This window comes from Aquincola sp. J276 (assembly GCF_024700035.1).
Taxonomy (GTDB): domain Bacteria; phylum Pseudomonadota; class Gammaproteobacteria; order Burkholderiales; family Burkholderiaceae_C; genus Aquincola; species Aquincola tertiaricarbonis.
In genome coordinates this window covers 789,485-815,206 of the sequence record NZ_JAJONC010000001.1, presented here as the reverse complement: position 1 = coordinate 815,206, position 25,722 = coordinate 789,485, and the positions used below count along the sequence as shown (strand labels likewise).

Sequence of the window (25,722 nt, the reverse complement as noted above, 5' to 3'; positions counted from 1 at the left end):
TTCATTCGAAGCGCACGATGGGCTGGTCGACCGACAGGCTCTCGCCCTTCTTCGCCAGCACCTCGGCCACCGTGCCGTCCTGCAGCGCGAAGAGGATGTTCTCCATCTTCATCGCCTCGATCACCGCCAGCTTCTCGCCGGCCAGCACCTTCTGGCCGACCGCCACCGGCACGTCGGCCAGCAGGCCGGGCATCGGCGCCAGCAGGAACTTGCTGGTGTCGGGGGGCGCTTTATACGGCATCAGCTTGTGGAACTCGGCGCCGCGCGGCGTGAGCACCAGCGCGTCGATGCGCGTGCCGTGGTGGCTGATGCGCAGCACCAGGCCCAGGCGCTCCACCTGCGCGGTGAAGGGCTGGCCGTTGCACTGGCCAGCGATGCGGATGTCGCGCAGCGTCCAGTCGGAATCGAAGGTGTAGGTCTTGCCGTCCACCTCGACCGCGATCCCTCCGTTGAGCTTGACCTGCACCGGCACCTGCGTGTCGTTGCCCTGCTCGCCCTTGACCACCACCACGTAGTCCTCGCGCACCACGAAGCCATGGCCGGGCATCTGGCCGCTCAGGCCGGCCGCGCGCATCAGGTAGCGCAGGTTCACCGCCGCGGCCAGCGCCACCAGGAACTTCGGGTCCTGGTGCTGCACGTCCTCGGCGCGGAAGCCGGTCGGGAACTGCTCGGCGATGAAGCCGGTGTTGAACTCACCCGACACGAAGCGCGGGTGTGCCAGCAGCGCCGCCTGGAACGGGATGTTGCTGTTGATGCCGCGGATGACGAAGCCGTCCAGCGCCTCGCGCATCTTCTCGATCGCGTCGTTGCGGTCTTTCCCGTGCACGATGAGCTTGGCGATCATCGAGTCGTAGAACATCGGGATCTCGCCGCCTTCGTACACGCCGGTGTCCACCCGCACGCCGCCTTCGGCCGGCACGGGCGCCGCGGCCTCCATCGTGGTGACGGGCGGGCGGTACTTCACCAGCCGGCCGGTGGAAGGCAGGAAGTTGCGGAACGGGTCTTCCGCATTGATGCGGCATTCGATCGCCCAGCCCTTGCGCTGCACGTCGCCCTGCTGCAGTGGCAGCGGCTCGCCGGCGGCCACGCGGATCATCAGCTCCACCAGGTCCAGGCCGGTGATGCTCTCGGTGACAGGGTGCTCCACCTGCAGCCGGGTGTTCATCTCCAGGAAGTAGAAGCTCTGGTCCTTGCCGACCACGAACTCCACCGTGCCGGCGCTCTGGTACTTCACCGCCTTGGCCAGCTGCACCGCCTGGGCGCCCATGGCCTGGCGCGTGGCCTCGCTGATGAAGGGCGACGGCGCCTCCTCGATCACCTTCTGGTGGCGGCGCTGGATGGAGCATTCACGCTCCCACAGGAAGATGCAGTTGCCGTGCGCATCGCCCAGCACCTGGATCTCGATATGGCGCGGCTCCTCGACGAACTTCTCGATGAACACGCGGTCGTCGCCGAAGCTGTTGCGCGCCTCGTTGCGGCAGGAGCTGAAGCCCTCGAACGCTTCCTTGTCGTTGAAGGCCACGCGCAGGCCCTTGCCGCCGCCGCCGGCGCTGGCCTTGATCATCACCGGGTAGCCGATGTCCTTGGCGATCTGCACCGCCTGCTCGGGCGTCTCGATGGCCTCGTTCCAGCCCGGGATGGTGTTGACCTTGGCCTCGTTGGCCAGCTTCTTGGAGGCGATCTTGTCGCCCATCGCCGCGATCGAATAATGCTTCGGGCCGATGAAGACGATGCCTTCCTCCTCCACCCGCTTGGCGAACTCGGCGTTCTCGCTCAGGAAGCCATAGCCGGGATGCACCGCCTCCGCCCCGGTGGCCTTGCAGGCGGCAATGATCTTGTCGGCCACCAGGTAGCTCTCGCGCGAGGGCGCCGGGCCCAGCAGCACCGCCTCGTCGGCCAGCTCCACATGCCGCGCATCGCGGTCGGCCTCGGAGTACACCGCCACCGTCGCAATGCCCAGCTTCTTCGCGGTCTTGATGACGCGGCAGGCGATCTCGCCGCGGTTGGCAATCAGGATCTTCTTGAACATGTGGCTACTGGAGACCCAGCTCCTTGCGCATGGATTGGTTGCGCGCCTCGGCACGCTGGAAGGCCGGCCGCTCGTCGAGCCGGGCCACGTAGGCGGAGAAGCCAGGCGTGGCCTCGATCTGCTTGAAGCCAATGAGAAAGCGCAGCATGCCGCCGAACACCACGTCGGCCATCGAGAACCGCTCGCCGAGCAGGAAGGGGCCGGGCACCAGCGCACTCTCGGCCGCGGCCAGCATCGCCTGGTAGTTGCCCCAGCCGGCCGACATCTCCTTGACCTCCCAGCCCGAGCCCTTCGCCATCACGGCCGGCTCCACGACGCCGGGCGTGAAGAACGACCAGCGCAGGTAGGTGCCGCGCTGCGGCGAATCGGGCGGCGGCGCCAGCCGGTCGGCGGCATAGCGGTCCGCGAGGTACAGCGCGATGGCGGCCGCCTCGGTGACCACGACGTCGCCATCCACCAGCGTGGGCAGCTTGCCCATCGGGTTGATCGACAGCAGGCCGGGCTGCTTCTGCTCGCCCTTCATGATGTCGACGACCTTCAGGTCGTACGGGACGCCGGCTTCCTCGAGCGCCCAGAGCGTGCCGGCGGCGCGGGAGTAAGGGTGGTAGTGCAGCGTGATGGCCATGGCAGTGCTCCTTCGCTCACAGAGGAATGTTGCCGTGCTTGCGCCACGGGTTGTCGAGCTTCTTGTCCTTGAGCATCACCAGGCTGCGGCAGATGCGCTTGCGGGTCTCGTGCGGCTGGATCACGTCGTCGATGAAGCCGCGGGCGCCGGCCACGAAGGGGTTGGCGAAGCGGGCCTTGTATTCGGCTTCCTTGGCAGCCAGCTTGGCCGGGTCGCCCTTGTCCTCGCGGAAGATGATCTCCACTGCGCCCTTGGCGCCCATCACGGCGATCTCGGCATTCGGCCACGCGAAGTTCACGTCGCCGCGCAGGTGCTTGGAGGCCATCACGTCATAAGCACCGCCGTAGGCCTTGCGGGTGATCACCGTCACCTTGGGCACGGTGCATTCGGCATACGCATACAGCAGCTTGGCGCCGTGCTTGATGATGCCGCCGTACTCCTGGCTGGTGCCGGGCATGAAGCCGGGCACGTCGACGAAGGTGACCACCGGGATGTTGAACGCATCGCAGAAGCGCACGAAGCGCGCGGCCTTGATGCTGCTCTTGATGTCCAGGCAGCCGGCCAGCACCTGCGGGTTGTTGGCCACGATGCCCACCGCCTGGCCTTCCAGCCGGCCGAAGCCGATGACGATGTTGGCCGCGTATTCGGGCTGCAGCTCGAAGAAGTCGCCGTCGTCCACCACCTTGGCGATCAGCTCCTTCATGTCGTAGGGCTTGTTCGGGTTGTCGGGCACCAGCGTGTCCAGCGACAGGTCGAGCCGGCCCGCCGGGTCGCCGCTGGGACGCACCGGCGCCTTCTCGCGGTTGTTCAGCGGCAGGTAGTTGAAGAAGCGGCGCAGCATCAGCAGCGCTTCCACGTCGTTGTCGAAGGCCAGGTCGGCCACGCCGCTCTTGCCGGTGTGGGTGACGGCGCCGCCCAGTTCCTCGGCGGTCACTTCCTCGTGCGTCACCGTCTTCACCACCTCGGGGCCGGTGACGAACATGTACGAGCTGTCCTTCACCATGAAGATGAAGTCGGTCATGGCCGGGCTGTACACCGCGCCGCCGGCGCACGGGCCCATGATCATGCTGATCTGCGGGATGACGCCCGAGGCCATCACGTTGCGCTGGAACACGTCGGCATAACCACCGAGCGAGGCCACGCCTTCCTGGATGCGGGCGCCGCCCGAATCGTTCAGGCCGATGACGGGCGCGCCCACCTTCATCGCCTGGTCCATCACCTTGCAGATCTTCTCGGCATGCGCCTCGGACAGCGCGCCGCCGAAGACGGTGAAGTCCTGGCTGAAGACGAACACCAGCCGGCCGTTGATCATGCCGTAGCCGGTGACCACGCCGTCGCCCGGCGGCCGGTTGTTCTCCATGCCGAAGTCGGTGCAGCGGTGCTCGACGAACATGTCCCATTCCTCGAACGTGCCGTCGTCCAGCAGCAGGTCGATGCGCTCGCGCGCGGTGAGCTTGCCCTTGCCGTGCTGCGCGTCGATGCGCTTCTGGCCGCCGCCCATCCGCGCCTTGGCGCGCTTGGCTTCGAGCTGTTCGATGATGTCGTGCATGGCGTTCAGCCTCTCCTGGGGAGCGTGGTTTTCAGTTCAAAAGATCGAGCAGCCGGCGGGCCGCGACCGAGGCGGCCAGCGTGCCGGCGCGCACTTCGGCGTTGACTCCGGGCAGGGCCTCCCGCACCGCCGGATGGTGGCGGAAGCGGCTCTTCAATCCGGCCTCGATGCGTTCCCACATCCAGGCCTGATCCTGTGCGCGGCGGCGTTGCAGCAGCCGGCCGCCGGCCGTCTGCAGCTCGCGGAAGCGGCTGACGGCGGCCCAGAACTCGGGCAGGCCCTGGCCCTTGAGCGCGCTGAGCTGCAGCACCTGCGGCTGCCATTGCACCGGCGCGCCGTCCACCGCATGGCTGGCATGCGCCGGGTTGCCGTGGTGGCCGAAGAGCCGCAGCGCCGAGGTGATCTGCGCCCGCGCCCGCGTGGCCGCGGCTTCGTCCAGGTCGGCCTTGTTGATCACCACCAGGTCGGCCAGCTCCATCACGCCCTTCTTGATGGCCTGCAGGTCGTCGCCGGCATTGGGCAGCTGCAGCAGCACGAACATGTCGGTCATGCCGCTGACGGCGGTTTCGCTCTGGCCCACGCCCACGGTCTCGACGATCACCACGTCGTAGCCCGCGGCCTCGGCCACCAGCATCGATTCACGGGTGCGCTCGGCCACGCCGCCCAGCGTGCCGCTGGCCGGGCTGGGGCGGATGAAGGCCTGCTCATGCACCGACAGCTGCTCCATGCGCGTCTTGTCGCCCAGGATGCTGCCGCCCGACACGCTGGACGACGGATCGATGGCCAGCACCGCCACCCGGTGGCCCTGCGCGATGAGGAAGAGGCCCAGGCCTTCGATGAAGGTGCTCTTGCCCACGCCCGGCACGCCGCTGATGCCGAGCCGGAACGAGCGGCCGCTTTTCGGCAGCAGCGTGTTCAGCAGCTCGTCGGCACGGCGGCGGTGGTCCTCGCGGCTGGATTCCAGCAGCGTGATCGTCTTGGCGATGGCACGGCGCTGGGCCGGGCCCGGCGGGCCGGTCACGGCATCGGCCAGCGCCTGGTCGGCGGCGGGCAGCATCGGCGCAGCGGCGGGTGCGAGGCTCAAGCCGCCGCGCCGGCCGGGGCGACGGCGCGGCGGATCTGCTCCAGCACGTCCTTGGCGCTGGCCGGGATCGGCGTGCCGGGGCCGTAGATGCCCTTGACGCCGGCCTCGTACAGGAAGTCGTAGTCCTGGCGCGGGATCACGCCGCCGACGAAGACGATGATGTCGTCCGCACCCTGCGCCTTCAAAGCCGCCACGATGGCCGGCACCAGCGTCTTGTGGCCGGCGGCCAGCGTGCTCACGCCCACCGCATGCACGTCGTTCTCGATGGCCTGGCGGGCGCATTCCTCGGGCGTCTGGAACAGCGGGCCCATGTCGACGTCGAAGCCCAGGTCGGCAAACGCCGTGGCCACCACCTTCGCGCCGCGGTCGTGGCCGTCCTGGCCCAGCTTGGCAATCATCACGCGTGGCCGGCGGCCCTGCTCTGCGGCGAATTCATCGATCTCGGTCTTCAGCTTGTCCCAGCCTTCGGCGCTGTCGTAGGCCGCGGCATACACGCCGGTCACCTTCTGCGTGTCGGCGCGGTGGCGGCCGAACACCTTCTCCAGCGCGTCGGACACCTCGCCCACCGTGGCGCGCAGCCGCATCGCCTTGACCGTGAGGTCGAGCAGGTTGCCCTGGCGGCTTTCGGCACAGGCGGTCAGCGCATCCAGCGCGGCCTGCACCGCGGCACCGTCGCGGCGGGCGCGGATGGCCTTCAGCCGCTCGATCTGGCTGTCGCGCACCTTCACGTTGTCGATGTCGAGGATCTCGATCGGATCCTCCTTGGCCAGCTTGTACTTGTTGACGCCGACGATCACGTCCTGGCCCGAGTCGATGCGGGCCTGCTTCTCGGCCGCGGCGGCCTCGATCTTCAGCTTGGCCCAGCCGCTGTCCACCGCCTTGGTCATGCCGCCCATGGCCTCGACTTCCTCGATGATGGCCCAGGCGGCGTCGGCCATGTCCTGGGTGAGCTTTTCCATCATGTAGCTGCCGGCCCAGGGGTCGACCACGTTGGTGATGTGCGTCTCTTCCTGGATGATGAGCTGGGTGTTGCGGGCGATGCGTGCGCTGAACTCGGTGGGCAGCGCGATGGCTTCGTCGAAGCTGTTGGTGTGCAGGCTTTGCGTGCCGCCGAACACCGCGGCCATGGCCTCGATGGTGGTACGCACCACGTTGTTGTAGGGGTCCTGCTCGGTCAGGCTCCAGCCGCTGGTCTGGCAGTGGGTGCGCAGCATCAGGCTCTTGGGGTTCTTCGGCCCGAAGCCCTTCATGATCCGCCACCACAGCAGCCGGGCGGCGCGCATCTTGGCGATCTCGAGATAGAAGTTCATGCCGATCGCCCAGAAGAAGCTCAGGCGCCCGGCGAACTCGTCCACGTCCAGGCCCTTGGCCAGCGCGGTCTTCACGTACTCCTTGCCGTCGGCCAGGGTGAAGGCCAGCTCCAGCGCCTGGTTGGCGCCGGCTTCCTGCATGTGGTAGCCGCTGATGGAGATCGAGTTGAACTTCGGCATGTTGCGCGCCGTGTACTCGATGATGTCGCCGATGGCCCGCATGCTCGGCTCGGGCGGGAAGATGTAGGTGTTGCGGACCATGAACTCCTTGAGGATGTCGTTCTGGATGGTGCCGCTCAGCTTGTCCTGGCTCACGCCCTGCTCTTCCGCCGCCACGATGTAGCCGGCCAGCACTGGCAGCACGGCGCCGTTCATCGTCATGCTGACGCTGACCTTGTCCAGCGGGATGCCGTCGAACAGGATCTTCATGTCCTCCACGCTGTCGATGGCCACGCCGGCCTTGCCGACGTCGCCGGTCACGCGCGGATGGTCGCTGTCGTAGCCGCGGTGGGTGGCCAGGTCGAAGGCCACGCTCACGCCCTGGGCGCCGGCGGCCAGGGCCTTGCGGTAGAAGGCGTTGGACTCCTCGGCGGTGGAAAAGCCCGCGTACTGGCGGATGGTCCACGGCCGCACCGCATACATCGTGGCCTGCGGGCCGCGCAGGTAGGGCGGCAGGCCGGGCAAGGTGTCGGCGTACGGCAGGCCTTGCAGGTCGGCCGCGGTGTACAGCGGCTTGACGGTGATGCCGTCGGGCGTGTGCCAGTTCAGGGCCGACAGGTCGCCACCGGGTGCCGACTTGGCAGCCGCCTTTTCCCAGGCCGGCAGGCCATCGGCAGAGGTGGGCGTATCGGGTTTGGCGTCGGACATGAAAGGCTCCAGCAGGGAAGGCGCGCCACCGCGGCGCCCCGGACGCACTGGACATCCAACCGCCCGCACGCCCATAATTCAAAACTGAATTATGTTGATCCCCCCTGGCGATGTCAAATTCCGTCGAGAAGTCACAGCCTGCGCCTGAGGCCTCCCCTGCCGGGGTGATGCCGGCAGGCCGCCATGATGGCAGGCCGCTGTACGAGCACGTGGCAGAGCGGCTGCGTGCGGGCATCCTCTCGCACACCCTGGCGCCGGGCAGCTGGATCGACGAGCAGCGCCTGTGCGGCGAATACGGCATCAGCCGCACCCCGCTGCGCGAGGCGCTGAAGGTACTGGCCACCGAAGGCCTGATCACGATGAAGCCGCGCCGCGGCGCCTATGTCACCGAGATGTCGGTGCGCGACGTGACCGACGTGTACCACCTGCTTTCCCTGCTGGAAAGCGATGCCGCCGCCGATGTGGCGCGGCTGGCCAGCCCGGCGCAGATGGCCGAGCTGGAGGCGCTGCATGCGCAGCTGGAGGCGGCGGTGGACGACCGGGAGCGCTTCTTCGCGCTGAACGAGGCCTTCCACCTGCGCATCCTGGACATCGCCGACAACCGCTGGCGCGCGCAGGTGGTGATCGACCTGCGCAAGGTGATGAAGCTCAACCGCCATCATTCGCTGTTCCGCGAAGGCCGGCTGGCCGATTCGCTGGCCGAGCACCGGGCGCTGATGCAGGCCCTGCAGGCCCGCGACGCCACGGCGGCCGAGGCACTGACACGCGAGCACTTCCGCAACGGGCTGGCCGCGGCGACGGTGCGGCCGCGGCAGGCATGAACGGGCCCGCCGCCACGGCCTCTCAGGCGGCGCCGGGCGTGCCCTCGGGCCCGAAACTCAGCCGGTAGCAGCTGGCAAACCCCGGCGGCGGCGGCCGCTGCTCGAAGCGGGCGTCATGGATCGCGGCCACCTTGTCCACCACCCGGTGGCCCAGGCCGAGCCCGGCGGTGTAGACGCTGGACGCGGCGGGCCCGGTCGACGCCGTCCTCGCGCCGGCCGGCCCGCCGCTGTCGCACACCTGCAGCCAGCGCTCGCCGGCCTGCAGCTGCACCTCCACCAGCGTGCCGGCCGGCGTGTGGCCCAGGGCGTTGTCGATCAGGTTGCGCAGCGCCAGGGCCAGCAGCAGCGGATGCCCGGCCAGCATGAAGGCCTGGCCGGCCGGTTCCTCGACCAGCGCCAGCTCATGGCCGCTGTCGTGGGCGCGCTGGGCATAGTCGGCCACCACCTCGCGCGCCAGCGCAGCCAGGTCGCAGGGCTGGGCGGCCTCGTCCATCTCGGTGCGGCTGGCGCGCGCCAGGGACAGCAGCTGCTGCACCACCTCGCCGGCGCGCATCGCATCGTCCTCCAGCCGCTGCAGCGAGGCGCGGCGGTCGGTCTCCGCGATCGGGCCCTGAAGCGTGCGCGCATGCAGCGCCAGCGAGGCCAGCGGCGTGCGCAGCTCATGCGCCAGCTCGCTGGCCAGCTGCCGCTCGCGCTGCAGGGCGGCATGCTGGCGGCCGACCAGGGTGTTGATGGCCGCCACCATGCCCTTGAACTCCTCGTGCGGATGGCGGTCGGGCAGCGGCTGCGGCCGGTGCACGTCCAGCGCCAGCACGTCGCGCGAGAGGTCGTGCAGCGGCTTCAGTCCGCGCCGCGTCGCCAGGCCCAGCACCACGGCGATGGCCGGCATCAGCCACAGGCCGGGGCTGGCCACCTGCTCGGCGATGTCCCATGCCAGGTCGTCGCGCTCCTGCACGCTGAGCATCACCGTGATCTTGCGCTGGCGCTCCGGGCCGTCCCAGCGGGAGAAGCTGCGCCAGCGCGCGGCCGGCTGGCCCAGCTGCAGGTCGGCGAAGCCGGTGGCCGCATCGAACGGCGGCAGCGGCGCATCGCCGGTGGAGGTGAGCAGCCGGCCCTGGCCATCCCACACCACCACGCTGAGCGACTGCTGGTAGTCGTGGCTCTTCAGGCTGGCATCCACGTCGCGGCCGGGGTCGGGCCGGCGGGCGGGGTCGAAGCGGCTGTCGCCCAGCGCCGCCTGCAGCGCGGCCACGCTGGCCAGGTGGCCGTCGGTCAGCTCGTCGGCCTCGTGCAGACCGGTGGTGAAGCCCACCACCACGAAGCTGGCCCACACCAGCGCCAGCGCGCCCAGCGACCAGGCCAGCAGGTGGCGCAGCAGCGTGCGGCCGGCCATCAGGCGGCGTCCGCCGGCACGAAGTAGCCCACGCCGCGCAGCGTGCGGATCACGCCCTCGCCCAGCTTGCGGCGCAGGTGATGCACATGCACCTCGATCGCATTGCTTTCCAGCGCGCCATCGAAGTTGTATAGACAGGCTTCGATCTGCGGCCGCGAGAGCACCCGCGGCCGCGCCTCCACCAGCGCCAGCAGCACCGCGAACTCCCGCGCCGACAGCTCCACCGGCCGGCCCTCGCGCAGCACGCTGCGGGTGGCGGGGTCGATGGTGACGCCGCCGCACTGCAGCAGCGGCTGCGCGCGGCCGGCCGCGCGGCGGCGCAGCGCGCGCATGCGGGCGGCCAGCTCGTCCGGATGGAAGGGCTTGATCACATAGTCGTCGGCGCCCAGGTCCAGCCCGGCGATGCGCGAGGCCACTTCGTCGCGCGCGGTCATGATGAGCACCGGCATGGCCGCGTCCGGCAGCCCGGTGGTGTTGCCGCGCACCCGGCGCAGCAGCTCGCTGCCGTCGCCATCGGGCAGGCCCAGGTCCAGCAGCAGCAGCTCGAAGGGCTCCGCCCGCAGCAGCGCCCAGCCGGCGGCCACGCTGGCCGCGCCATCCACCGCATGGCCTTGCTGGCGAAGCGCCAGCGCCAGGCCCGCGGCAATGCCCTCGTCGTCTTCCACCACCAGCACTCGCATGCAGCGGATTGTGGCGCCGCGGCCCTTAAGGTGGCCTTAAGCCGCCCTGCCTACCGTGGCGGCCATGCCGACCACTGCGCCGTTCTCCCGCCCCTTTCTCTTACGCAACACCCTGCTGGCCCTGGCCGCGCTGCTGGCCTGGGATGCCGGCGGGCTGGACCTGCCGCTGGCCCGCCTCTTCGGCGATGCCGCCGGCTTCGCCCTGCGCGACCACTGGCTGCTGGGCCCGGTGATGCACGAAGGCGGGCGGCTGCTGGGCTGGCTGGGCGCGCTGCTGCTGTGCCTGGGCGTGTGGTGGCCCCGCGGGCCGCTGCGCGGGCTGGCCCGCCGCCACCGGCTGCAGCTGGCGGTGAGCACCCTGGCCGCGGCGCTGGCGGTGTCGGTGCTCAAGGGCTTCAGCAGCACCAGCTGCCCGCAGGAGCTGGCGCTGTTCGGCCGCAGTGCGCAGTACCTCTCGCACTGGCGCTGGCCAGGCACGGCCGATGGTGGCAGCGGTCACTGTTTTCCCGCCGGCCATGCCTCGGCCGGCTTCGCCTTCGTCAGCGGCTGGTTCGCCTTCCGGCGCGCGGGCCAGCGCGGCCAGGCGGACGGCTGGCTGCTGGCGGCCCTGGCCGCCGGGCTGCTGCTGGGCCTGGCGCAGCAGGCGCGCGGCGCGCACTTCATGAGCCACACGCTGTGGTCCGCCTGGCTGTGCTGGGTGGTGGCCTGGGCGCTGGACGGCCTGTTCAACCGCCAGGCTGCAGGCCGGGCGGCACCTTCCTGCCTGGAGCCTTGATGACCACCCTGCCCTACCACGCCGGCCCCCGGCTGGCCCTGCCCACGCCGACCACTGCGCGCGCCGCGCCGGTGGCCGGCCGCTCGCCGCTGTGGGCGGTGCTGGGCGCCAGCGCCTGGATGGCCACCGTCGGCAACCTGGCGCTGTGGCGTGAACTGGCGGCGCTGGGCCAGCTGCAGGGCCTGCGCGGCCTGCTGCTGGGCCTGGGCCTGGCCGGCATCGTGATGGCGCTGACCACCGCGCTGGCCAGCCTGCTGGCGTGGCACCGCACGCTCAAGCCGGCGCTGGCGCTGCTGCTGCTGGTCACCGCGGCCAGCCTGCATTTCATGCTGGCCTACCGCATCGTCATCGATCCGTCGATGCTGGTGAACGTGCTGCAGACCGATGCCCACGAGGCCGCCGACCTGCTGAGCGCCCGGCTGCTGGCCACCCTGGCGCTGGCCGGGGGCTGCCGGTGCTGCTGCTGTGGCGGCTGCCGCTGCACCATGGCGGCGCGGGCCGGCAGGCGCTGCGCAACCTGGGCCTGCTGCTGGCCAGCCTGGCGATGGCGCTGGCGCTGCTGCTGGCGCTGTTCCAGCCGCTGGCATCGCTGATGCGCAACCACAAGGCGCTGCGCTACCAGATGAGCCCGCTGAACAGCGTGTGGGCGCTGGGCAGCGTGGCGGCGCAGCCGCTGCACCGCGGCGCAGGCGTGCTGCAGCCGCTGGGGCGCGATGCTCAGCTGGGCCCCAGCCATGCCGCCGGCCGCAAGCCGCCGCTGCTGGTGCTGGTGCTGGGCGAGACCGGGCGCAGCGGCAACTTCGGCCTCAACGGCTACGACCGCGACACCACGCCGGCGCTGGCGCGGCTGGACGTGGCCAGCCTGCGCAACGTCTGGTCCTGCGGCACCAGCACCGCGGCCTCGGTGCCCTGCATGTTCTCGCACCTGGGCCGCGAGGCCTACGGCGCCCGCGAGCACGATGCCGAGAACCTGCTGGACGTGCTGCAGCATGCCGGCCTGGCGGTGCTGTGGATCGACAACCAGAGCGGCTGCAAGGGCGTGTGCGAGCGCGTGCCGCATGTGAGCACCAGCGCGGGCACCGACCCGATGCTGTGCCCCGACGGCAGCTGCCAGGACATGGTGATGCTGCAGGGCCTGGAGCAGCGCATCGCCGCCCTGCCCGCCGAGCGCCGCGCCCGTGGCGTGGTGGTGGTGATGCACCAGATGGGCAGCCACGGCCCAGCCTACAGCAAGCGCTCGCCGCCGCAGGCCAAGCGTTTCCTGCCCGAATGCACCAGCGCCCAGCTGCAGGACTGCAGCCCGCAGGCCCTGGTCAATGCCTACGACAACAGCATCGCCTATACCGACCAGTTCCTGGCCGCCACCGTCGGCTGGCTGCAGCGCCAGACCGAGGCCAGCACCGCGATGGTGTACCTGGCCGACCACGGCGAATCGCTGGGCGAGAACAACCTCTACCTGCACGGCCTGCCCTATGCAGTGGCGCCGGACGTGCAGAAGCGCGTGCCCTGGATCACCTGGCTGTCGGCCGACTGGCAGCGGCGCAGCGGCGTGCACACCGCCTGCCTGCGCCAGCAGGCCGACGTGCGCCGCAGCCACGACGACTGGTTCCATTCGGTGCTGGGCCTGCTGGACGTGCACACCAGCGTGTACCGGCCGGAGCACGACATCTACGCCGCCTGCGCGCCGGGCTGAGCCGGGCGCCGCTCACGACGGCGCTACTACTTACCAGGGCATCATTTCCATCATTGGCACAGGCATTGCGCATCATTTCCGGACCACCACTCCGGAGCGCGCGCATGCCCCTTCCCTCTTCCCCAACGCTGCCCGCAGCCGGCAGCCGCCCTGCGCCCGGCTTGTTGCAGCGGCTGCTGCGTACCAAGCCCATCGACAGTTTCGTGGAGCAGCCGGAAAGCCAGGGCCTGCGGCGCAGCATGGGCCTGTTCCAGCTCACCATGCTGGGCGTGGGCGCCACGGTCGGCACCGGCATCTTCGTGGTGTTGACCGGCGCGGTGCCCAAGGCGGGTCCGGCCGTGCTGCTGTCCTTCCTGCTGGCCGGCATCACCGCCGCCCTGACGGCGCTGTGTTATGCGGAGCTGGCCTCCACGCTGCCGGTCTCGGGCTCGTCCTATTCGTATGCCTATGCCACGCTCGGCGAAGCGGTGGCCTATGGCGTGGGCTGGTGCCTGTTGCTGGAATACGGGGTCTCGGCTGCAGCCATCGCCGTCGGCTGGGGCCAGTATCTCAACGAGCTGCTGCAGCAGCTGTGGGGTTGGCAGCTGCCGCATGCCATCAGCGCGCCACCCGGCCAGGATGGTGCCCTGTTCAACCTGCCGGGGGTGCTGTTGGTGGCCTTGTGCGGCCTGCTGTTGATGCGGGGCGCGCAGGAGTCCGCCGCGGTCAATGCGGTGATGGTGCTGCTCAAGCTGGCCGTGCTGGTGATGTTCGCGGCCATCGCCTTCACGGCCTTCAGCGCGTCCCACCTCACACCGTTCATGCCAATGGGCATGGCGGGCGTGGGAGCGGCCGCCTCGTCCATCTTCTTCTCCTACATCGGCATCGACGCGGTGTCCACCGCCGGCGAGGAAGTGAAGAACCCGCGCCGCAACCTGCCGCTGGCCATCGTGCTGTCGCTGCTGATCGTCACCGCGCTCTACATCCTGGTGGCGCTGGCCGGCCTGGGCGCCCAGCCATGGACCGAGTTCCAGGGCCAGGAGGCGGGCCTGGCCGTCATCCTCGCCAGGATCACCGGGGCCGCCTGGCCGGCGGTGGTGCTGTCCATCGGCGCCATCGTGTCCATCTTCAGCGTGACGCTCATCGTGATCTACGGCCAGACCCGCATCCTGTTCGCGATGAGCCGCGACGGCATGCTGCCAGCGGCCTTCGGCCGGGTGCATCCCCGCACGCTGACGCCGGTGTTCAACACCGTGGTGGTGTGCGTGTTCATCGGCCTGCTGGCCGGGCTGGTGCCGCTGGATGCGCTGGTGGACCTCACCAGCATGGGCACGCTGATCGCGTTCGCCGTGGTGTCGGCCGGCGTGATGGTGCTGCGCCGCACCCGCCCCGAGCTGCACCGGGGCTTCCGGGTGCCGCTGTACCCGCTGGTGCCGCTGGCCTCCATCGGTTGCTGCCTGTACCTGGTGGCCAGCCTGCCGCGGACCACCTACCTGCTGTTCGGCGGCATGCTGGCGGTGGCCGCGCTGGTCTACGCGGGCTACAGCCGGCACCACTCCCGGCTGCAGGCCGGCAGCCGCCGATAGGCGGCATCAGCGCGCCGCGGTCGCCTCTTCGGTCCAGCCGCCGCCCAGCGCCTGGTACAGGCTCACCTGGTTCTGCAGCTCGGCCAGGCGGATCTGCACCGTGGCCTGCTGGGCGGTGAACAGGGCGCGCTGCGCATCCAGCAGGTCCAGGTAGCTGGCCACGCCGTTGCGGTAGCGCAGGTCGGACAGGCGCAGCCGCGCCGCCTCCGCATCGGCCTGCTGCTGCTGGAACCGCAGCTGCTCGCCCAGCGTGGCACGGCCCGCCAGGGCGTCGGCCACCTCGCGGAAGGCGGTCTGGATGGCCTTCTCGTACTGCGCCACCGCGATGTCGCGTGCCGCGGTGCTGGCGTCCAGGTTGGCGCGGTTGCGGCCGGCATCGAAGATGGGCAGCGTGATCTGCGGCAGGAAGGTCCAGGCGCCGGAGCCGCTCTTGAACAGGCCCGACAACTCGCTGCTGGCGGTGCCCGCGGTGCCGGTGAGCGTGATGCGCGGATAGAAGTTGGCCCGCGCCGCGCCGATGTTGGCATTGGCCGACAGCAGCGTCTGCTCGGCCTGGCGCAGGTCGGGCCGGCGCGCCAGCAGGTCCGACGGCAGGCCGGCCGGCAGGTTGTCGACCATGCGGGTGTCGGCCAGCGACACCAGCGGCGGTAGGTCGGCCGGCAGCGGCTGGCCCACCAGCAGCGTGAGCGCGTTCTCGTCCAGCTCGCGCTGGCGCTGCTGCTGGCTCAGCGTGGCGCGCGCGGCGGCCACCAGGCTGCGGGCCTGCTGCAGGTCCAGCTCGGACGACACCCCGTTGTCGAAGCGCAGCTGCGACAGCTTCAGCGACTCCTCCCGCGTGGCCAGCGTCTGCCGGGTGATGGACAGCAGCTCCTCGTCGGCCTGCACGGCCAGCGCCGCCCGCGCCACCGAGCCGACGAGGCTGATCTGCGCGGCCTTGCGCCCTTCCTCGGTGGACAGGTAGGTGGCCAGGGCCGCATCGCTCAGGCTGCGCACGCGGCCGAACAGGTCCAGCTCGTAGCTGGTGATGCCCAGGCCCACGGTGTAGAGGCTGGTCTGGTCGCCTTGCGCATTGGGCTCGCGGCTCAGCGATGCCGCGCCGCTGACCGACGGCAGCCGGTCGGCCCGCTGCACCTGGTACAGCGCGCGGGTGCGCTCGATGTTGAGCACCGCCACCCGCAGGTCGCGGTTGTTCTGCAGCGCCAGCTCGATCAGCCGGCGGGTGCGCGCATCGGCGAAGAACTGCTGCCACTGCACGTCGGCGGCCGGGGTGCCGGTGGTGGTGTCGCCCGCCACCGAGACCGGGTAGCTGGGCGCCACCGGCGGCACCGGGCGCTCATAGGTCGGCGCCATCGAGCTGCAGCCGGCCAGCAGCGCGGCCAGGGCCGCGGCGGCCAGCGTGGCCGGGCGGAAGAAGTCAGACGTCATGGCGGGCACTTTCACGAGCGGCCCTCCGCTTGCGGAGGCATCGGGGGCGGCAGGGTGTCCTGGTCCAGTTCGTGGGCATAGATGCGGCGCTGCCGCTCGCTGCCCTTGAAGAAGCGGCGGATCACCACGAAGAACAGCGGCACGAAGAACACCGCCAGCACCGTGGCCGCGATCATCCCGCCCATCACGCCGGTGCCGATGGCACGTTGGCTGGCCGAGCCGGCGCCGGAGGCGATCACAAGCGGCAGCACGCCGAGGATGAAGGCCAGCGAGGTCATGATGATCGGCCGGAAGCGCAGGTGGGCCGCCTCCAGCGCCGCATCGAACACGTTCTTGCCCTGCGCCTGCAGGTCCTTCGCGAACTCGATGATCAGGATCGCGTTCTTCGCCGCCAGGCCGATCACGGTGATCAGGCCGACCTTGAAGTACACGTCGTTGGGGTAGTCGCGCAGGTACACGCCGGCCAGTGCGCCCAGGATGCCCAGCGGCACCACCAGCAGCACCGACGCCGGGATGGACCAGCTCTCGTACAGCGCGGCCAGCGCCAGGAACACCGCCAGCAGCGAGAAGGCGAACAGGATGGTGGCGGTGGAGCCCGAGAGCTTTTCCTCGCGGGACTGGCCGGTCCACTCGAAGCCGAAGCCCGGCGGCAGCTGGCGCGCCAGCCGCTCCATCTCGTCCATCGCCTGGCCGGTGCTGATGCCCGGCGCCGCATCACCGGCAATGCGCATGGTGGGGTAGCCGTTGTAGCGCACCGTCTGCATCGGCCCGGTGACCCAGCGCGTGGTGGCGAAGGCCGACAGCGGCACCGGCTGGCCCTTGCTGTTGCTGGCATTCAGCCGCAGCAGGTCGTCGGGCTGCATGCGCTGGGGCGCATCGGCCTGCACGATCACCCGCTGCAGCCGCCCGTTGTTCGGGAAGTCGTTGATGTAGCTGGAGCCCATGGATGTGGACAGCGCGGTGTTGATCGCATCGAAGGTCACGCCCAGCGCGCTGGCCTTGTCGCGGTCGATGTCCAGCTGCAGCTGGGCCGCGTCTTCCAGGCCGTCGGGGCGCACGCCGGCCAGCAGCTTGCTGCCGCGGGCCATGCCCAGCAGCTGGTTGCGGGCGTTGACCAGCGCCTGCCGGCCCTGGCCCGAGCGGTCCTGCAGCCGGAAGTTGAAGCCGGTGGCATTGCCCAGCTCGGGGATCGGCGGCGGGCTCAGCGGGAAGATGAAGGCATCGCGGATGCCCATCAGACCGCCGAAGGCACGGCCTGCCAGCGCACTGGCGCTCATGTTCTCGCCCTCGCGTTCATGCCAGTCCTTCAGCACCACGAAGGCCAGCGCCGCGTTCTGCCCGGTGCCCGAGAAGCTGAAGCCCAGCACGCTGACCATGCTGCGCACCTCCGGCTGCTTGAGGATGAAGCCTTCCACCTGCTTCATCACCTCCAGCGTGCGGTTCTGCGCCGCGCCCGGGGGCAGCTGCACGTTGACGATGATGTAGCCCTGGTCCTCGTTGGGCAGGAAGCTGTTGGGCAGGCGCAGGAACATCCAGCCCACGCCCACCACGATGGCCAGGTAGATGATCATGAAACGGCCGGCGCGGTGAAGGATGCGGCGCACCCATCCCTCGTAGCCCTTGGCGGTGCGGCTGAAGCTGCGGTTGAACCAGCCGAAGAAGCCGCGCTTCTCGTGGTGGTGGCCGGCTTCCACCGGCTTGAGCAGCGTGGCGCACAGCGCCGGGGTGAGCGACAGCGCCAGGAAGGCGCTGAAGGCGATGGCCGACACCATCACCGCCGAGAACTGGCGGTAGATGTTGCCCACCGCGCCGGCGAAGAAGGCCAGCGGCACGAACACCGAGATCAGCACCACCGTCACGCCGATGATGGCGCCGGAGATCTGGCCCATCGCCTTGCGCGTGGCCTGGCGGGGCGACAGCCCCTCCTCGCTCATGATGCGCTCGACGTTTTCCACCACCACGATGGCGTCGTCCACCACGATGCCGATGACCAGCACCATGCCGAACATGGTCAGCACGTTGATCGAGAAGCCCAGCGCCAGCAGCACCGCGAAGGTGCCCAGCAGCGCCACCGGCACCACGATGGTCGGGATGATGGTGTAGCGCCAGTTCTGCAGGAACAGGAACATCACCAGGAACACCAGCACCACCGCCTCGAACAGCGTCTCCACCACCTGCTCGATGGAGATGCTGACGAAGCGCGAGGTGTCGTACGGGATCTCGTACTTGACGCCGGCAGGGAAGAACTTCGACAGCTCGGCCATGCGGTTGCGCACCGCCTCGGCCGTCTGCAGCGCATTGCCGGTGGGCGAGAGCTGGATGCCGATACCGGTGGACGGCTGGCCGTTCAGCCGCGCCGAGGTGGCATAGGCCTGGCCGCCCAGCTCGATGCGGGCCACGTCGCGCAGCCGCACCGACGAGCCGTCGGCATTGGCGCGCAGCACGATGTTGCCGAACTGCTCCGGCGTGGAGAGCTGGCCGGCCACCACCACGGTGGCGAAGATGCTCTGGCCGGGGATGTTGGGCAGGTCGCCGATGGTGCCGGAGGACACCTGCGCGTTCTGCGCGCGGATGGCGGCGTTGACCTCGGCGGTGGACAGGTTGAAGCCCACCAGCTTGGCCGGGTCGATCCAGATGCGCATCGCGCGCTCGGTGCCGAACAGCTGCGCCTGGCCCACGCCCGGCACCCGCTGCAGCTCGGGCAGCACGTTGCGCGAGGCGTAGTCGCCCAGCGCCACGGGGTCGTAGCGCGGGTCGTCCGACGACAGGATGGTGAACATCAGGAAGTTGTTGCGCGACTTGTCCACGCGCACGCCCTGCTGCGTCACCGCCGAAGGCAGCCGCGGCGTGGCGCGGGCCAGCCGGTTCTGCACGTCCACCTGCGCCAGCTCGGGGTTGGTGCCCGGCTCGAAGGTGATGGTGATGGCGCCGGTGCCGTCGGCCTGGGCCACCGACTCCATGTAGATCAGGCCCGGCGAGCCGTTCATCTCGCGCTCGATCACGCTGAGCACGGAGTCCTCCAGCGTCTGCGCGGAGGCGCCCGGGTAGGCGGTGTTGATGACGATGGCCGGCGGGGCCACCGTCGGGTACTGGGCGATCGGCAGCTGCTTGATCGCCACGCCGCCGAGCACCAGGATGAACAGGGCGATCACCCACGCGAAGATCGGGCGATCGATGAAGAATTTGGCCATGGAGGTCCCTCGTTGCTCTGCCGCGAGGGCTTACTTGCTGGCGGCGCTGGCGGCGCCTTGCGGGGCGGAAGCGGGGGCCGAGCCCGCCGGCGCCGACGCGGCACCCGGGGTCCACGGCACCGGCTTGACCGGCGCGCCGGGCACCATCATCTTCTGGAAGCCGTCGACGATGACCTGCTCGCCCGGCTTCAGGCCTTCCAGCACGATCCACTGGTTGTTCTGGTTCTGGCCCAGCTTGACCGGCCGCGGCGCGGGCTTGTTGTCCGGACCCACCACCAGCACCGTGTCGCCGGTGGCCGCGCGGGTGACGGCCTGCTGCGGCAGCAGGATGGCCTGCTTCAGCTGCGCCTGCTCGATGCGCACCCGCACGTACATCCCGGGCAGCAGCAGGCCGTCAGGGTTGGGCACCTCGGCACGCAGCGTCACCTGGCCACTGGTCTGGTCCACGGTCAGGTCGGAGAACAGCAGCCGGCCGGTGCGGCCGTACTCGCTGCCGTCGTCCATCAGGATGTGCACCACGGCCGACTGGTCGCCTCCGGCCTGGCTCACCTTGCCGGCGGCCAGCGCGCGGCGCAGGTTCAGCACCTCGGTGGCCGACTGCGTGAAGTTGACGTACATCGGGTTGATCTGCTGCACCACCGCCAGCGGCGTGGGCTCGCCCTGGCCCACCAGCGCGCCTTCGGTCACCAGCGCGCGGCCGATGCGGCCGGAGATCGGCGCCGTCACCGCGGCATAGCCGCGGTTGATGCTGGCCGTCTTGACCGAGGCGCGGGCCACGGCCACGTCGGCCTCGGCCTGCTTCTGGGCCGCCACGGCATTCACGTATTCCTGCTTGCTGATGGCATTGGCTTCCACCAGCGGCGCATAGCGCTCGGCCTGCGCCTTGGTCTGCGCCACGTTGGCCTCGGCACGCGCCAGCGAGGCCTGCGCGCTGGCCAGCGCCGCTTCATACGGCGCGGAGTCGATCTGGAACAGCGGCTGGCCAGCCTTCACGTCGCTGCCTTCGCGGAACAGCCGCTTCTGCAGGATGCCGGCCGCGCGGGCACGCACCTCGGCCACGCGGGAGGCTTCCAGCCGGCCCGGCAGCTCGGTGACCAGGCCCACGGACTGCGGCTGCACCGCCACCACGCCGACGGTGGCCGGCGGCATGCCGCCGCCCGGCCCGCCCGCGGCGGCGGCCTCGTCCTTCTTGCCGCAGGCGGCCAGCAACACTGCCAAGCCGATCACGGCCAGGGCCGCGCCCGGGGTGCGGGCGCGTTGCGATGCGCCGAAAAACATAGCAACAGCTGACTCTCGTCGCATCACGATGCACGTCCTTGGAAAGTTTTTCTGGGGAGAAGCCGGGAGGGCTGCGGGTATACCCGGAGCCAGAACGGGCGCCAGTATACATACAGCCTAGAATGTATGCGCCACCCTCCCTCACGCCGCCGCCGAACACATGGTCCGCAAGACAAAGGAAGAAGCCCTCGCCACCCGCGCCAGCATTCTGGACGCGGCGGAGCTGCTGTTCCATCGCCAGGGCGTCTCGCGAACCTCGCTGCACGACATCGCCCAGGCCGCCGGCGTCACCCGCGGCGCGGTGTACTGGCATTTCAAGGACAAGGCCGACGTCTTCACCACCATGATGGACCGGGTGTGCATGCCGGTGGAGGACAGCGGCCCCAGGGCCTGCGCTGGCGCCGGGGGCACCGGACTGGCCGGCCTTCGGGCCCATCTGCAGGAGGTGTTCCACCTGGTGGCGCACGATGAGCGCGCCCGCCGCGTGATCGAGATCGCCACGCAGAAGGTGGAGTACGTGGACGAGCTGATGGCCGTGCGCGACCGCCACCTGGAAGTGCGCGGCGGCCACGTGGCCGAGCTGGCCGAGATGTTCGAGCAGGCGCAGGCCGCCGGCGAGGTGCCTGCCGCGGTGCCGGCGCGGCAGCTGGCGCTGGGGCTGCATGCGGTGGTCGACGGCCTGCTGCACAACTGGCTGCTGGACCGCGAGGCCTTCGACCTGGAGGCCACCGGCGCCATCACCGTGGACATCTTCCTGCGCGGTGCCGCGGCACTGCCGCCGGCCGTGTGAAGCCGGTGCCGCCGGCGGCCGGCACGCCGTCGCTGTTCGGCGATGAGCCGGCCGCGGAGCCGGAGGCCGCAGCCCCGCTGCAGGCGGCGGTCCCCTCGCCCGAGCTGGTGTCGCTGGCCGACCGGCTGCAGCAGCGCTTCGGCGGCCGCTTGCGGCTGGGCACCTCGTCTTGGAGCTTTCCCGGCTGGCAGGGCCTGGTGTGGGGCCGGGCGTATGGCGCGCCGGTGCTGGCCCGCCGCGGCTTGACGGCCTACCACTGCCATCCGCTGCTGCGCACCGTCAGCCTGGACCGGGCGTTCTACCGCCCGCTGGATGCGGCCACCTACGCCGGCCTGGCCGCGCAGGTGCCGGCCGATTTCCGCTTCGTGGTCAAGGCGCCGGCGCTGGTCACCGACGCACTGCTGCGCGAGCCGGGCAGCGGCAAGCCGGTGCACGCCAACCCCTGCTTCCTCGATGCACAGCGAGCGCTGCAGGAGGTCTTGCTGCCTGCCGTGCAGGGCCTGGGCCCGACGCTGGGCGCGCTGGTGTTCCAGCTGTCGCCACTGCCGGCCGACTGGCTGGCCGACGAGCCACGGCTGCACGAAGCGCTGGACAGGCTATGGCAGGTGCTGATGCCCGCGCTGCGGGCCGATGCACGCCTGCAGCACACGGTGGTGGCGCTGGAGCTGCGCGACGCCGCGCTGCTGACGCCCGCGCTGGCCGGGCTGCTGCAGTCGCACGGCGTGCGCTACTGCGCCGGCCTGCACGACCGCATGCCGCCGATGGCCCAGCAGCTGCCGATGCTGCGGGCGACGTGGCCGGGCGACCTGGTGTGCCGCTGGAACCTGCAGCGGGGCCAGCGCTATGCGCAGGCCAAGGACGCCTGGGCGCCCTTCGACCGCATGCAGCAGCCGGACGAGGCCACGCGCACGGCGCTGGCCCGGGTGATCGTCGGCACGCTGGGCGCGGGCCACGGCGTGCTGGTGACGATCAACAACAAGGCCGAAGGCTCGGCCCCTCTGTCGGTGCTGGCGCTGGCGCAGGAAGTGCTGCGCCAGGCCGAGGCACCGCGCTGACGTCAGGCGAAGTTCTTCGCCGCGAAGTCCCAGTTCACCAGCTTGTCGAAGAAGGTCTCGACGAACTTCGGGCGGGCATTGCGGTAGTCGATGTAATAGGCGTGTTCCCACACGTCGACCGTCAGCAGCGGGGTGTCGCCGGTGGTCAGCGGGGTGCCGGCGGCGCCCATGTTGACGATGTCCACCGAGCCGTCGCCCTTCTTCACCAGCCAGGTCCAGCCGGAGCCGAAGTTGCCCACGGCGCTCTTGACGAAGGCTTCCTTGAAGGCGGCGTAGCTGCCCCACTTGGCATTGATCGCATCGGCCAGCGCGCCGGTGGGCTCGCCACCGCCTTGCGGCTTCATGCAGCTCCAGAAGAAGGTGTGGTTCCAGATCTGGGCGGCGTTGTTGTAGATGCCGCCGGACGACTTCTTGATGACGTCCTCGAGTTCCATCGCTTCGAACTCGGTGCCCTTTTGCAGGTTGTTCAGGTTCACCACGTAGGCGTTGTGATGCTTGCCGTGGTGGAACTCGAGCGTCTCTTGGCTGTAGTGCGGTGCCAGCGCGTCGATCGCGTAAGGCAGGGGGGCAGCACTCGTTCCATGAAGATTTCCTCGTTGTTGAGCCGGTCTTACCGACGGGTGGGAGCGGTTTGGCCGCCGCATTGTAGGCAGCACGCCAAAGGCGGCGCGCCGTCAAGGCAGCATGTCACACAGGCGTGTCGGGAGTTGGTCGTCGCTCGGCGTGCACCGTCTGCACCAGCGCGTCGGCGCGGCCGTCGGCAAATACCGCGGCGATGCGCGAGCCCGGCTGCAGCGCAGCGGCGGAAGTGACGGCATGGCCGTCCTCGCCGGTCACCCAGGCATAGCCGCGCTGCAGCACCCGAGCCGGGTCCAGCGCCTGCAGCCGGCCGGCCAGCGCGCCCAGCCGGGCCTCGGCCCGCGCCAGCCCCGGTTGCGGCGCCCGTGGCAGGCGCTCGGCCAGGTTCTGCAGCCGGGCTTCGGCCCGGCCGAAGTGCTGGGCCAGCGCCCGGTGCAGCCGCGCGCCGGCCTGCTGCTGCGCCAGCGCCTGCTGCTGCAGCACCTGGCGCAGCGCCTGCTGGCGCCGGTGCTCCAGGCCCTGCAGCCGCTGGGCTTGCCGGGCCAGCGCCTGCGCCGGCCGCGCCAGTTGCATGGCCCGGCGGTCCAGGTGCTGCGCCTGGCCCTCCAGGCGGCGGTGCACCAGGGCCTGCAGCCGGTGGGCGATGGCGGCCAGCCGGGCCAGGGAATCCATCCGCGCCGGCGACACCAGCTCGGCCGCGGCGGTGGGCGTGGGCGCGCGCAGGTCGGCCGCGAAGTCGCACAGCGAGACGTCGGTCTCATGGCCCACGCCGCACACCAGCGGAATCGGCGAATCGGCCACCGCCCGCACCACGCGCTCGTCGTTGAAGGCCCAGAGGTCTTCCAGCGAGCCGCCACCGCGGCACAGGATGAGCGTGTCCACCTCGTTGCGCTGCGCCGCGCGGGTGAGCGCCGCCACCAGCGAGGCCGGCGCCTCCGGCCCCTGCACCAGGCTCGGATAGACGATCACCTCCACCTGCGGCGCGCGCCGCTGCAGCGCGGTGAGCACGTCGTGCAGCGCAGCTGCCCCCAGCGAGGTGATGACGCCCACCCGCTGCGGGAACGGCGGCAGCGGCCGCTTGCGTTCGGTGCTGAACAGGCCCTGCGCCTCCAGGCGGGCCTTCAGCCTCAGGAACTGCTCGTACAGGCTGCCGGCGCCCACCTGCTGCATCGACTCCACCACCAGCTGCAGTTCGCCGCGCGCCTCGTACACCGCCATGCGGCCGCGCAGCTCCACCTGCTGGCCGTCGCGCGGCTGGAAGTCCAGCAGCACCGCCGCGCGGCGGAACATCGCGCAGCGCAGGGTGCCGGTGGCACCGTCGGCATCCTTCAGCGTGAAGTAACAGTGGCCGCTGGCCGCGCGGGTGTAGCCGGAGAGTTCGCCGCGAACCGAAACCGAGCCGAAGCGCGCCGCCAGCGCATCGCCCGCGGCCAGCAGCAGCGCGGACACGCCCCACACCGTGCGCGCCGGCAGTGCGCCGAAGGGCCGGTTCATGCCGCCAGCGCCCGGCTGGCGCGGTGCGAGAACTCCACAAGCGCGCCGTTGCTGGGCTGGCGGCCCCAAACCCCTGTCACCAGGCCGTCATACTCAAGTAAGTGCTTGATTTTGAACACTATTTATGTGCCTAAATTTGCAGCAATCTGTGCGCGGCCCAATGATTTCAAGCCTTTGCGGACGCCATCAGGCACTTGCCCACAAAGTTATCCACAGCAGCCGTGGATTGATGGTTTGTCAAGCGGGTGCGCGGCGGATGGGCCGCCGCGCAGCGAACCGAAGCGCTGTGCGCAAGGCCCGGAACGTGGGGAGGCAGGGCCCATAATCGCGCCTCTCTTCACGGCCGGCGCCCCTGTGGCAGCCGGCGCATTCCCTGGAAGAAGCGTGATTTCGATCATACAAGCCGCGGGTTGGCCGATCTGGCCGTTGCTGGTCTGCTCCGTGGTGGCGCTGGCCCTGGTCATCGAACGGTTCTCCAGCCTGCGGCCGGCACGGGTGGCGCCGCCGCGGCTGCTGGACGAGGTGCTCACCCTCACCCGCTCCAATCTGCCGGGCCCTGACGTGGTCAACCGGCTGGGCGGCAACAGCGCGCTGGGCCAGGTGCTGGCCGCCGGGCTGCGCAGCGTGATCGCCGAGCCACGCATCACGGAGGAAGCGCTGCGCCAGTCGCTGGAAGGCGCCGGCCGCATCGCGCTGCACCGGCTGGAGCGCTACCTGAACACCCTGGGCACCATCGCCACCGCGGCGCCGCTGCTGGGGCTGCTGGGCACGGTGGTGGGCATGATCGAGATCTTCGGCGCCCAGGCCCCGGGCACCGCGCTGGCCGCGGGCGCCGGCGCCAATCCGGTGCAGATGGCGCACGGCATCTCCATCGCGCTCTACAACACCGCGTTCGGCCTGATCGTGGCCATCCCGTCGCTGATGTTCTACCGCTACTTCCGCGGCCGGGTGGACGAATATGCGCTGGACCTGGAGCAGGCCGCCGAGCGCCTGGTGCCGCACCTCATGCGCTTTTCGGTGCGCACGCCGGCATGAACTTCCGCCGGCCGCGGCGCGAGGAGCCGGACATCAACCTCATCCCGTTCATCGACGTGCTGCTGGTGGTGCTGATCTTTCTCATGCTGTCCACCACCTACACCCGCTTCACCGAGCTGCAGGTGAGCCTGCCGGTGGCCCAGGCCGAGCCGATGCGCGAGCGCCCGGACGAGGTGCTGGTCTCGGTGGCCGCCGATGGCCGCTATGCCATCAACGGCGAGCCGCTGCCCGGCCGCAGCGTGGAAGGCCTGGCCGGCGCGATGAGCCGCGCGGCGTCGGCGCTGGGCGCGGCCGGCCCGGGGCCGGTGGTCATCGTCTCGGCCGATGCCAGCGCGGCGCACCAGTCGGTGGTGAACGTGCTGGACGCGGCCCGCCGCGCCGGCCTGCCGCGCGTCACCTTCGCCACCCAGGCTGCCCCCGGCGCGGACACCGGCGTCCCCACCGCGCCACCGGCCGGGCGCTGAAGGCGCAAGCCCGTGCACCG

At 70.4% G+C, this 25,722-nt stretch carries 20 protein-coding genes and 1 pseudogene; 9 read left to right on the top strand and 12 right to left on the bottom strand.

Annotated elements, in window-relative coordinates; all coding sequences use genetic code 11:
- Position 1: 1 nt before the first annotated feature.
- Genes accC through scpA form a run of 5 tightly spaced genes read right to left on the bottom strand, consistent with a single transcriptional unit; the run spans position 2 to position 7,464 of the window.
- Positions 2-2,029: an acetyl-CoA carboxylase biotin carboxylase subunit gene (accC, locus tag LRS14_RS03840; RefSeq protein ID WP_257798661.1), complete on the bottom strand. Its 2,028-nt coding sequence runs from the start codon at positions 2,027-2,029 to the stop codon at positions 2-4.
- A 4-nt stretch (positions 2,030-2,033) separates the two neighbouring features.
- Positions 2,034-2,654: a glutathione S-transferase family protein gene (locus LRS14_RS03835; RefSeq protein WP_046111284.1), complete on the bottom strand. Its 621-nt coding sequence runs from the start codon at positions 2,652-2,654 to the stop codon at positions 2,034-2,036.
- A 16-nt stretch (positions 2,655-2,670) separates the two neighbouring features.
- Positions 2,671-4,203: an acyl-CoA carboxylase subunit beta gene (locus LRS14_RS03830; RefSeq protein ID WP_257798660.1), complete on the bottom strand. Its 1,533-nt coding sequence runs from the start codon at positions 4,201-4,203 to the stop codon at positions 2,671-2,673.
- 31 nt (positions 4,204-4,234) lie between these two features.
- The gene (gene meaB / locus LRS14_RS03825) at positions 4,235-5,260 is read right to left on the bottom strand and encodes a methylmalonyl Co-A mutase-associated GTPase MeaB (RefSeq protein WP_257800403.1); all 1,026 of its coding nucleotides are present in this window, start codon (positions 5,258-5,260) and stop codon (positions 4,235-4,237) included.
- Positions 5,261-5,283: 23 nt separating this feature from the next.
- Positions 5,284-7,464, bottom strand: coding sequence for a methylmalonyl-CoA mutase (gene scpA, locus LRS14_RS03820; protein ID WP_257798659.1), 2,181 nt, complete (start codon positions 7,462-7,464; stop codon positions 5,284-5,286).
- 167 nt (positions 7,465-7,631) lie between these two features.
- On the opposite strand from scpA, the gene LRS14_RS03815 reads away from it, so the two are divergent.
- Positions 7,632-8,285, top strand: coding sequence for a GntR family transcriptional regulator (locus LRS14_RS03815; RefSeq protein ID WP_257798658.1), 654 nt, complete (start codon positions 7,632-7,634; stop codon positions 8,283-8,285).
- Between the two features lie 22 nt (positions 8,286-8,307).
- Here the strand turns inward: LRS14_RS03815 and LRS14_RS03810 are convergent, their stop codons facing one another.
- Complete coding sequence (locus tag LRS14_RS03810) at positions 8,308-9,678, bottom strand: histidine kinase dimerization/phospho-acceptor domain-containing protein (protein WP_257798657.1); 1,371 nt, start codon at positions 9,676-9,678, stop codon at positions 8,308-8,310.
- A complete protein-coding gene (locus LRS14_RS03805; RefSeq protein ID WP_046111278.1) occupies positions 9,678-10,358 on the bottom strand; it encodes a response regulator transcription factor in 681 nt (226 codons plus the stop codon). Before LRS14_RS03805 ends, LRS14_RS03810 begins: the two co-directional genes overlap by 1 nt.
- 64 nt (positions 10,359-10,422) lie before the next feature.
- Here LRS14_RS03805 and LRS14_RS03800 point away from each other — a divergent pair, with 64 nt between their 5' ends.
- The 4 genes and pseudogenes from LRS14_RS03800 to LRS14_RS03790 all read left to right on the top strand — a co-directional run bounded on the left by LRS14_RS03800 (position 10,423) and on the right by LRS14_RS03790 (position 14,391).
- Positions 10,423-11,133 carry a phosphatase PAP2 family protein gene (locus tag LRS14_RS03800; protein ID WP_257798656.1) on the top strand — a complete coding sequence of 237 codons (711 nt, stop codon included), beginning with the start codon at positions 10,423-10,425 and terminating at the stop codon, positions 11,131-11,133.
- A pseudogene (locus LRS14_RS30175) lies at positions 11,133-11,743 on the top strand (phosphoethanolamine transferase domain-containing protein); the annotation flags it as partial. The gene LRS14_RS03800 and the pseudogene LRS14_RS30175, both read left to right, overlap by 1 nt.
- Positions 11,726-12,826, top strand: coding sequence for a phosphoethanolamine transferase (locus LRS14_RS03795; protein ID WP_404977571.1), 1,101 nt, complete (start codon positions 11,726-11,728; stop codon positions 12,824-12,826). The pseudogene LRS14_RS30175 and the gene LRS14_RS03795, both read left to right, overlap by 18 nt.
- 104 nt (positions 12,827-12,930) lie before the next feature.
- On the top strand, positions 12,931-14,391 hold the full coding sequence (locus tag LRS14_RS03790) for an amino acid permease (protein ID WP_257798655.1): 1,461 nt from the start codon (positions 12,931-12,933) through the stop codon (positions 14,389-14,391).
- 6 nt (positions 14,392-14,397) lie between these two features.
- Here LRS14_RS03790 and LRS14_RS03785 read toward each other — a convergent pair whose 3' ends face one another.
- The 3 genes from LRS14_RS03785 to LRS14_RS03775 are packed head-to-tail and all read right to left on the bottom strand — an operon-like array spanning position 14,398 to position 20,285.
- Positions 14,398-15,816 (bottom strand): efflux transporter outer membrane subunit, encoded by a 1,419-nt coding sequence (locus LRS14_RS03785; RefSeq protein WP_257798654.1) that lies wholly within the window; start codon positions 15,814-15,816, stop codon positions 14,398-14,400.
- Positions 15,817-15,827: 11 nt separating this feature from the next.
- Complete coding sequence (locus LRS14_RS03780) at positions 15,828-19,007, bottom strand: efflux RND transporter permease subunit (protein ID WP_257798653.1); 3,180 nt, start codon at positions 19,005-19,007, stop codon at positions 15,828-15,830.
- A gap of 30 nt (positions 19,008-19,037) precedes the next feature.
- Entirely contained in the window at positions 19,038-20,285 is a 1,248-nt protein-coding gene (locus tag LRS14_RS03775; protein WP_257798652.1) for an efflux RND transporter periplasmic adaptor subunit, read from the bottom strand.
- A gap of 160 nt (positions 20,286-20,445) precedes the next feature.
- On the opposite strand from LRS14_RS03775, the gene LRS14_RS03770 reads away from it, so the two are divergent.
- Positions 20,446-21,075, top strand: coding sequence for a TetR family transcriptional regulator (locus LRS14_RS03770; RefSeq protein WP_046111274.1), 630 nt, complete (start codon positions 20,446-20,448; stop codon positions 21,073-21,075).
- A complete protein-coding gene (locus LRS14_RS03765) occupies positions 21,072-22,130 on the top strand; it encodes a DUF72 domain-containing protein (protein WP_257798651.1) in 1,059 nt (352 codons plus the stop codon). Before LRS14_RS03770 ends, LRS14_RS03765 begins: the two co-directional genes overlap by 4 nt.
- A gap of 2 nt (positions 22,131-22,132) precedes the next feature.
- Here LRS14_RS03765 and LRS14_RS03760 read toward each other — a convergent pair whose 3' ends face one another.
- Entirely contained in the window at positions 22,133-22,693 is a 561-nt protein-coding gene (locus LRS14_RS03760) for a Fe-Mn family superoxide dismutase (RefSeq protein ID WP_310740846.1), read from the bottom strand.
- Positions 22,694-22,817: 124 nt separating this feature from the next.
- Complete coding sequence (gene xseA, locus LRS14_RS03755; protein WP_257798649.1) at positions 22,818-24,203, bottom strand: exodeoxyribonuclease VII large subunit; 1,386 nt, start codon at positions 24,201-24,203, stop codon at positions 22,818-22,820.
- 384 nt (positions 24,204-24,587) lie between these two features.
- On the opposite strand from xseA, the gene LRS14_RS03750 reads away from it, so the two are divergent.
- Entirely contained in the window at positions 24,588-25,238 is a 651-nt protein-coding gene (locus LRS14_RS03750; RefSeq protein ID WP_257798648.1) for a MotA/TolQ/ExbB proton channel family protein, read from the top strand.
- Complete coding sequence (locus LRS14_RS03745; protein WP_257798647.1) at positions 25,235-25,702, top strand: biopolymer transporter ExbD; 468 nt, start codon at positions 25,235-25,237, stop codon at positions 25,700-25,702. Before LRS14_RS03750 ends, LRS14_RS03745 begins: the two co-directional genes overlap by 4 nt.
- The last annotated feature ends 20 nt before the right edge of the window (positions 25,703-25,722 follow it).

Coding starts and splice junctions, on each gene's coding strand:
- accC (WP_257798661.1), bottom strand. CDS start 2,029: ATGTTCAAGAAGATCCTGATTGCCAACCGCGGCGAGATCGCCTGCCGC.
- LRS14_RS03835 (WP_046111284.1), bottom strand. CDS start 2,654: ATGGCCATCACGCTGCACTACCACCCTTACTCCCGCGCCGCCGGCACG.
- LRS14_RS03830 (WP_257798660.1), bottom strand. CDS start 4,203: ATGCACGACATCATCGAACAGCTCGAAGCCAAGCGCGCCAAGGCGCGG.
- meaB (WP_257800403.1), bottom strand. CDS start 5,260: ATGCTGCCCGCCGCCGACCAGGCGCTGGCCGATGCCGTGACCGGCCCG.
- scpA (WP_257798659.1), bottom strand. CDS start 7,464: ATGTCCGACGCCAAACCCGATACGCCCACCTCTGCCGATGGCCTGCCG.
- LRS14_RS03815 (WP_257798658.1), top strand. CDS start 7,632: ATGCCGGCAGGCCGCCATGATGGCAGGCCGCTGTACGAGCACGTGGCA.
- LRS14_RS03810 (WP_257798657.1), bottom strand. CDS start 9,678: ATGGCCGGCCGCACGCTGCTGCGCCACCTGCTGGCCTGGTCGCTGGGC.
- LRS14_RS03805 (WP_046111278.1), bottom strand. CDS start 10,358: ATGCGAGTGCTGGTGGTGGAAGACGACGAGGGCATTGCCGCGGGCCTG.
- LRS14_RS03800 (WP_257798656.1), top strand. CDS start 10,423: ATGCCGACCACTGCGCCGTTCTCCCGCCCCTTTCTCTTACGCAACACC.
- LRS14_RS03795 (WP_404977571.1), top strand. CDS start 11,726: ATGCGCAACCACAAGGCGCTGCGCTACCAGATGAGCCCGCTGAACAGC.
- LRS14_RS03790 (WP_257798655.1), top strand. CDS start 12,931: ATGCCCCTTCCCTCTTCCCCAACGCTGCCCGCAGCCGGCAGCCGCCCT.
- LRS14_RS03785 (WP_257798654.1), bottom strand. CDS start 15,816: ATGACGTCTGACTTCTTCCGCCCGGCCACGCTGGCCGCCGCGGCCCTG.
- LRS14_RS03780 (WP_257798653.1), bottom strand. CDS start 19,007: ATGGCCAAATTCTTCATCGATCGCCCGATCTTCGCGTGGGTGATCGCC.
- LRS14_RS03775 (WP_257798652.1), bottom strand. CDS start 20,285: ATGTTTTTCGGCGCATCGCAACGCGCCCGCACCCCGGGCGCGGCCCTG.
- LRS14_RS03770 (WP_046111274.1), top strand. CDS start 20,446: ATGGTCCGCAAGACAAAGGAAGAAGCCCTCGCCACCCGCGCCAGCATT.
- xseA (WP_257798649.1), bottom strand. CDS start 24,203: ATGAACCGGCCCTTCGGCGCACTGCCGGCGCGCACGGTGTGGGGCGTG.
- LRS14_RS03745 (WP_257798647.1), top strand. CDS start 25,235: ATGAACTTCCGCCGGCCGCGGCGCGAGGAGCCGGACATCAACCTCATC.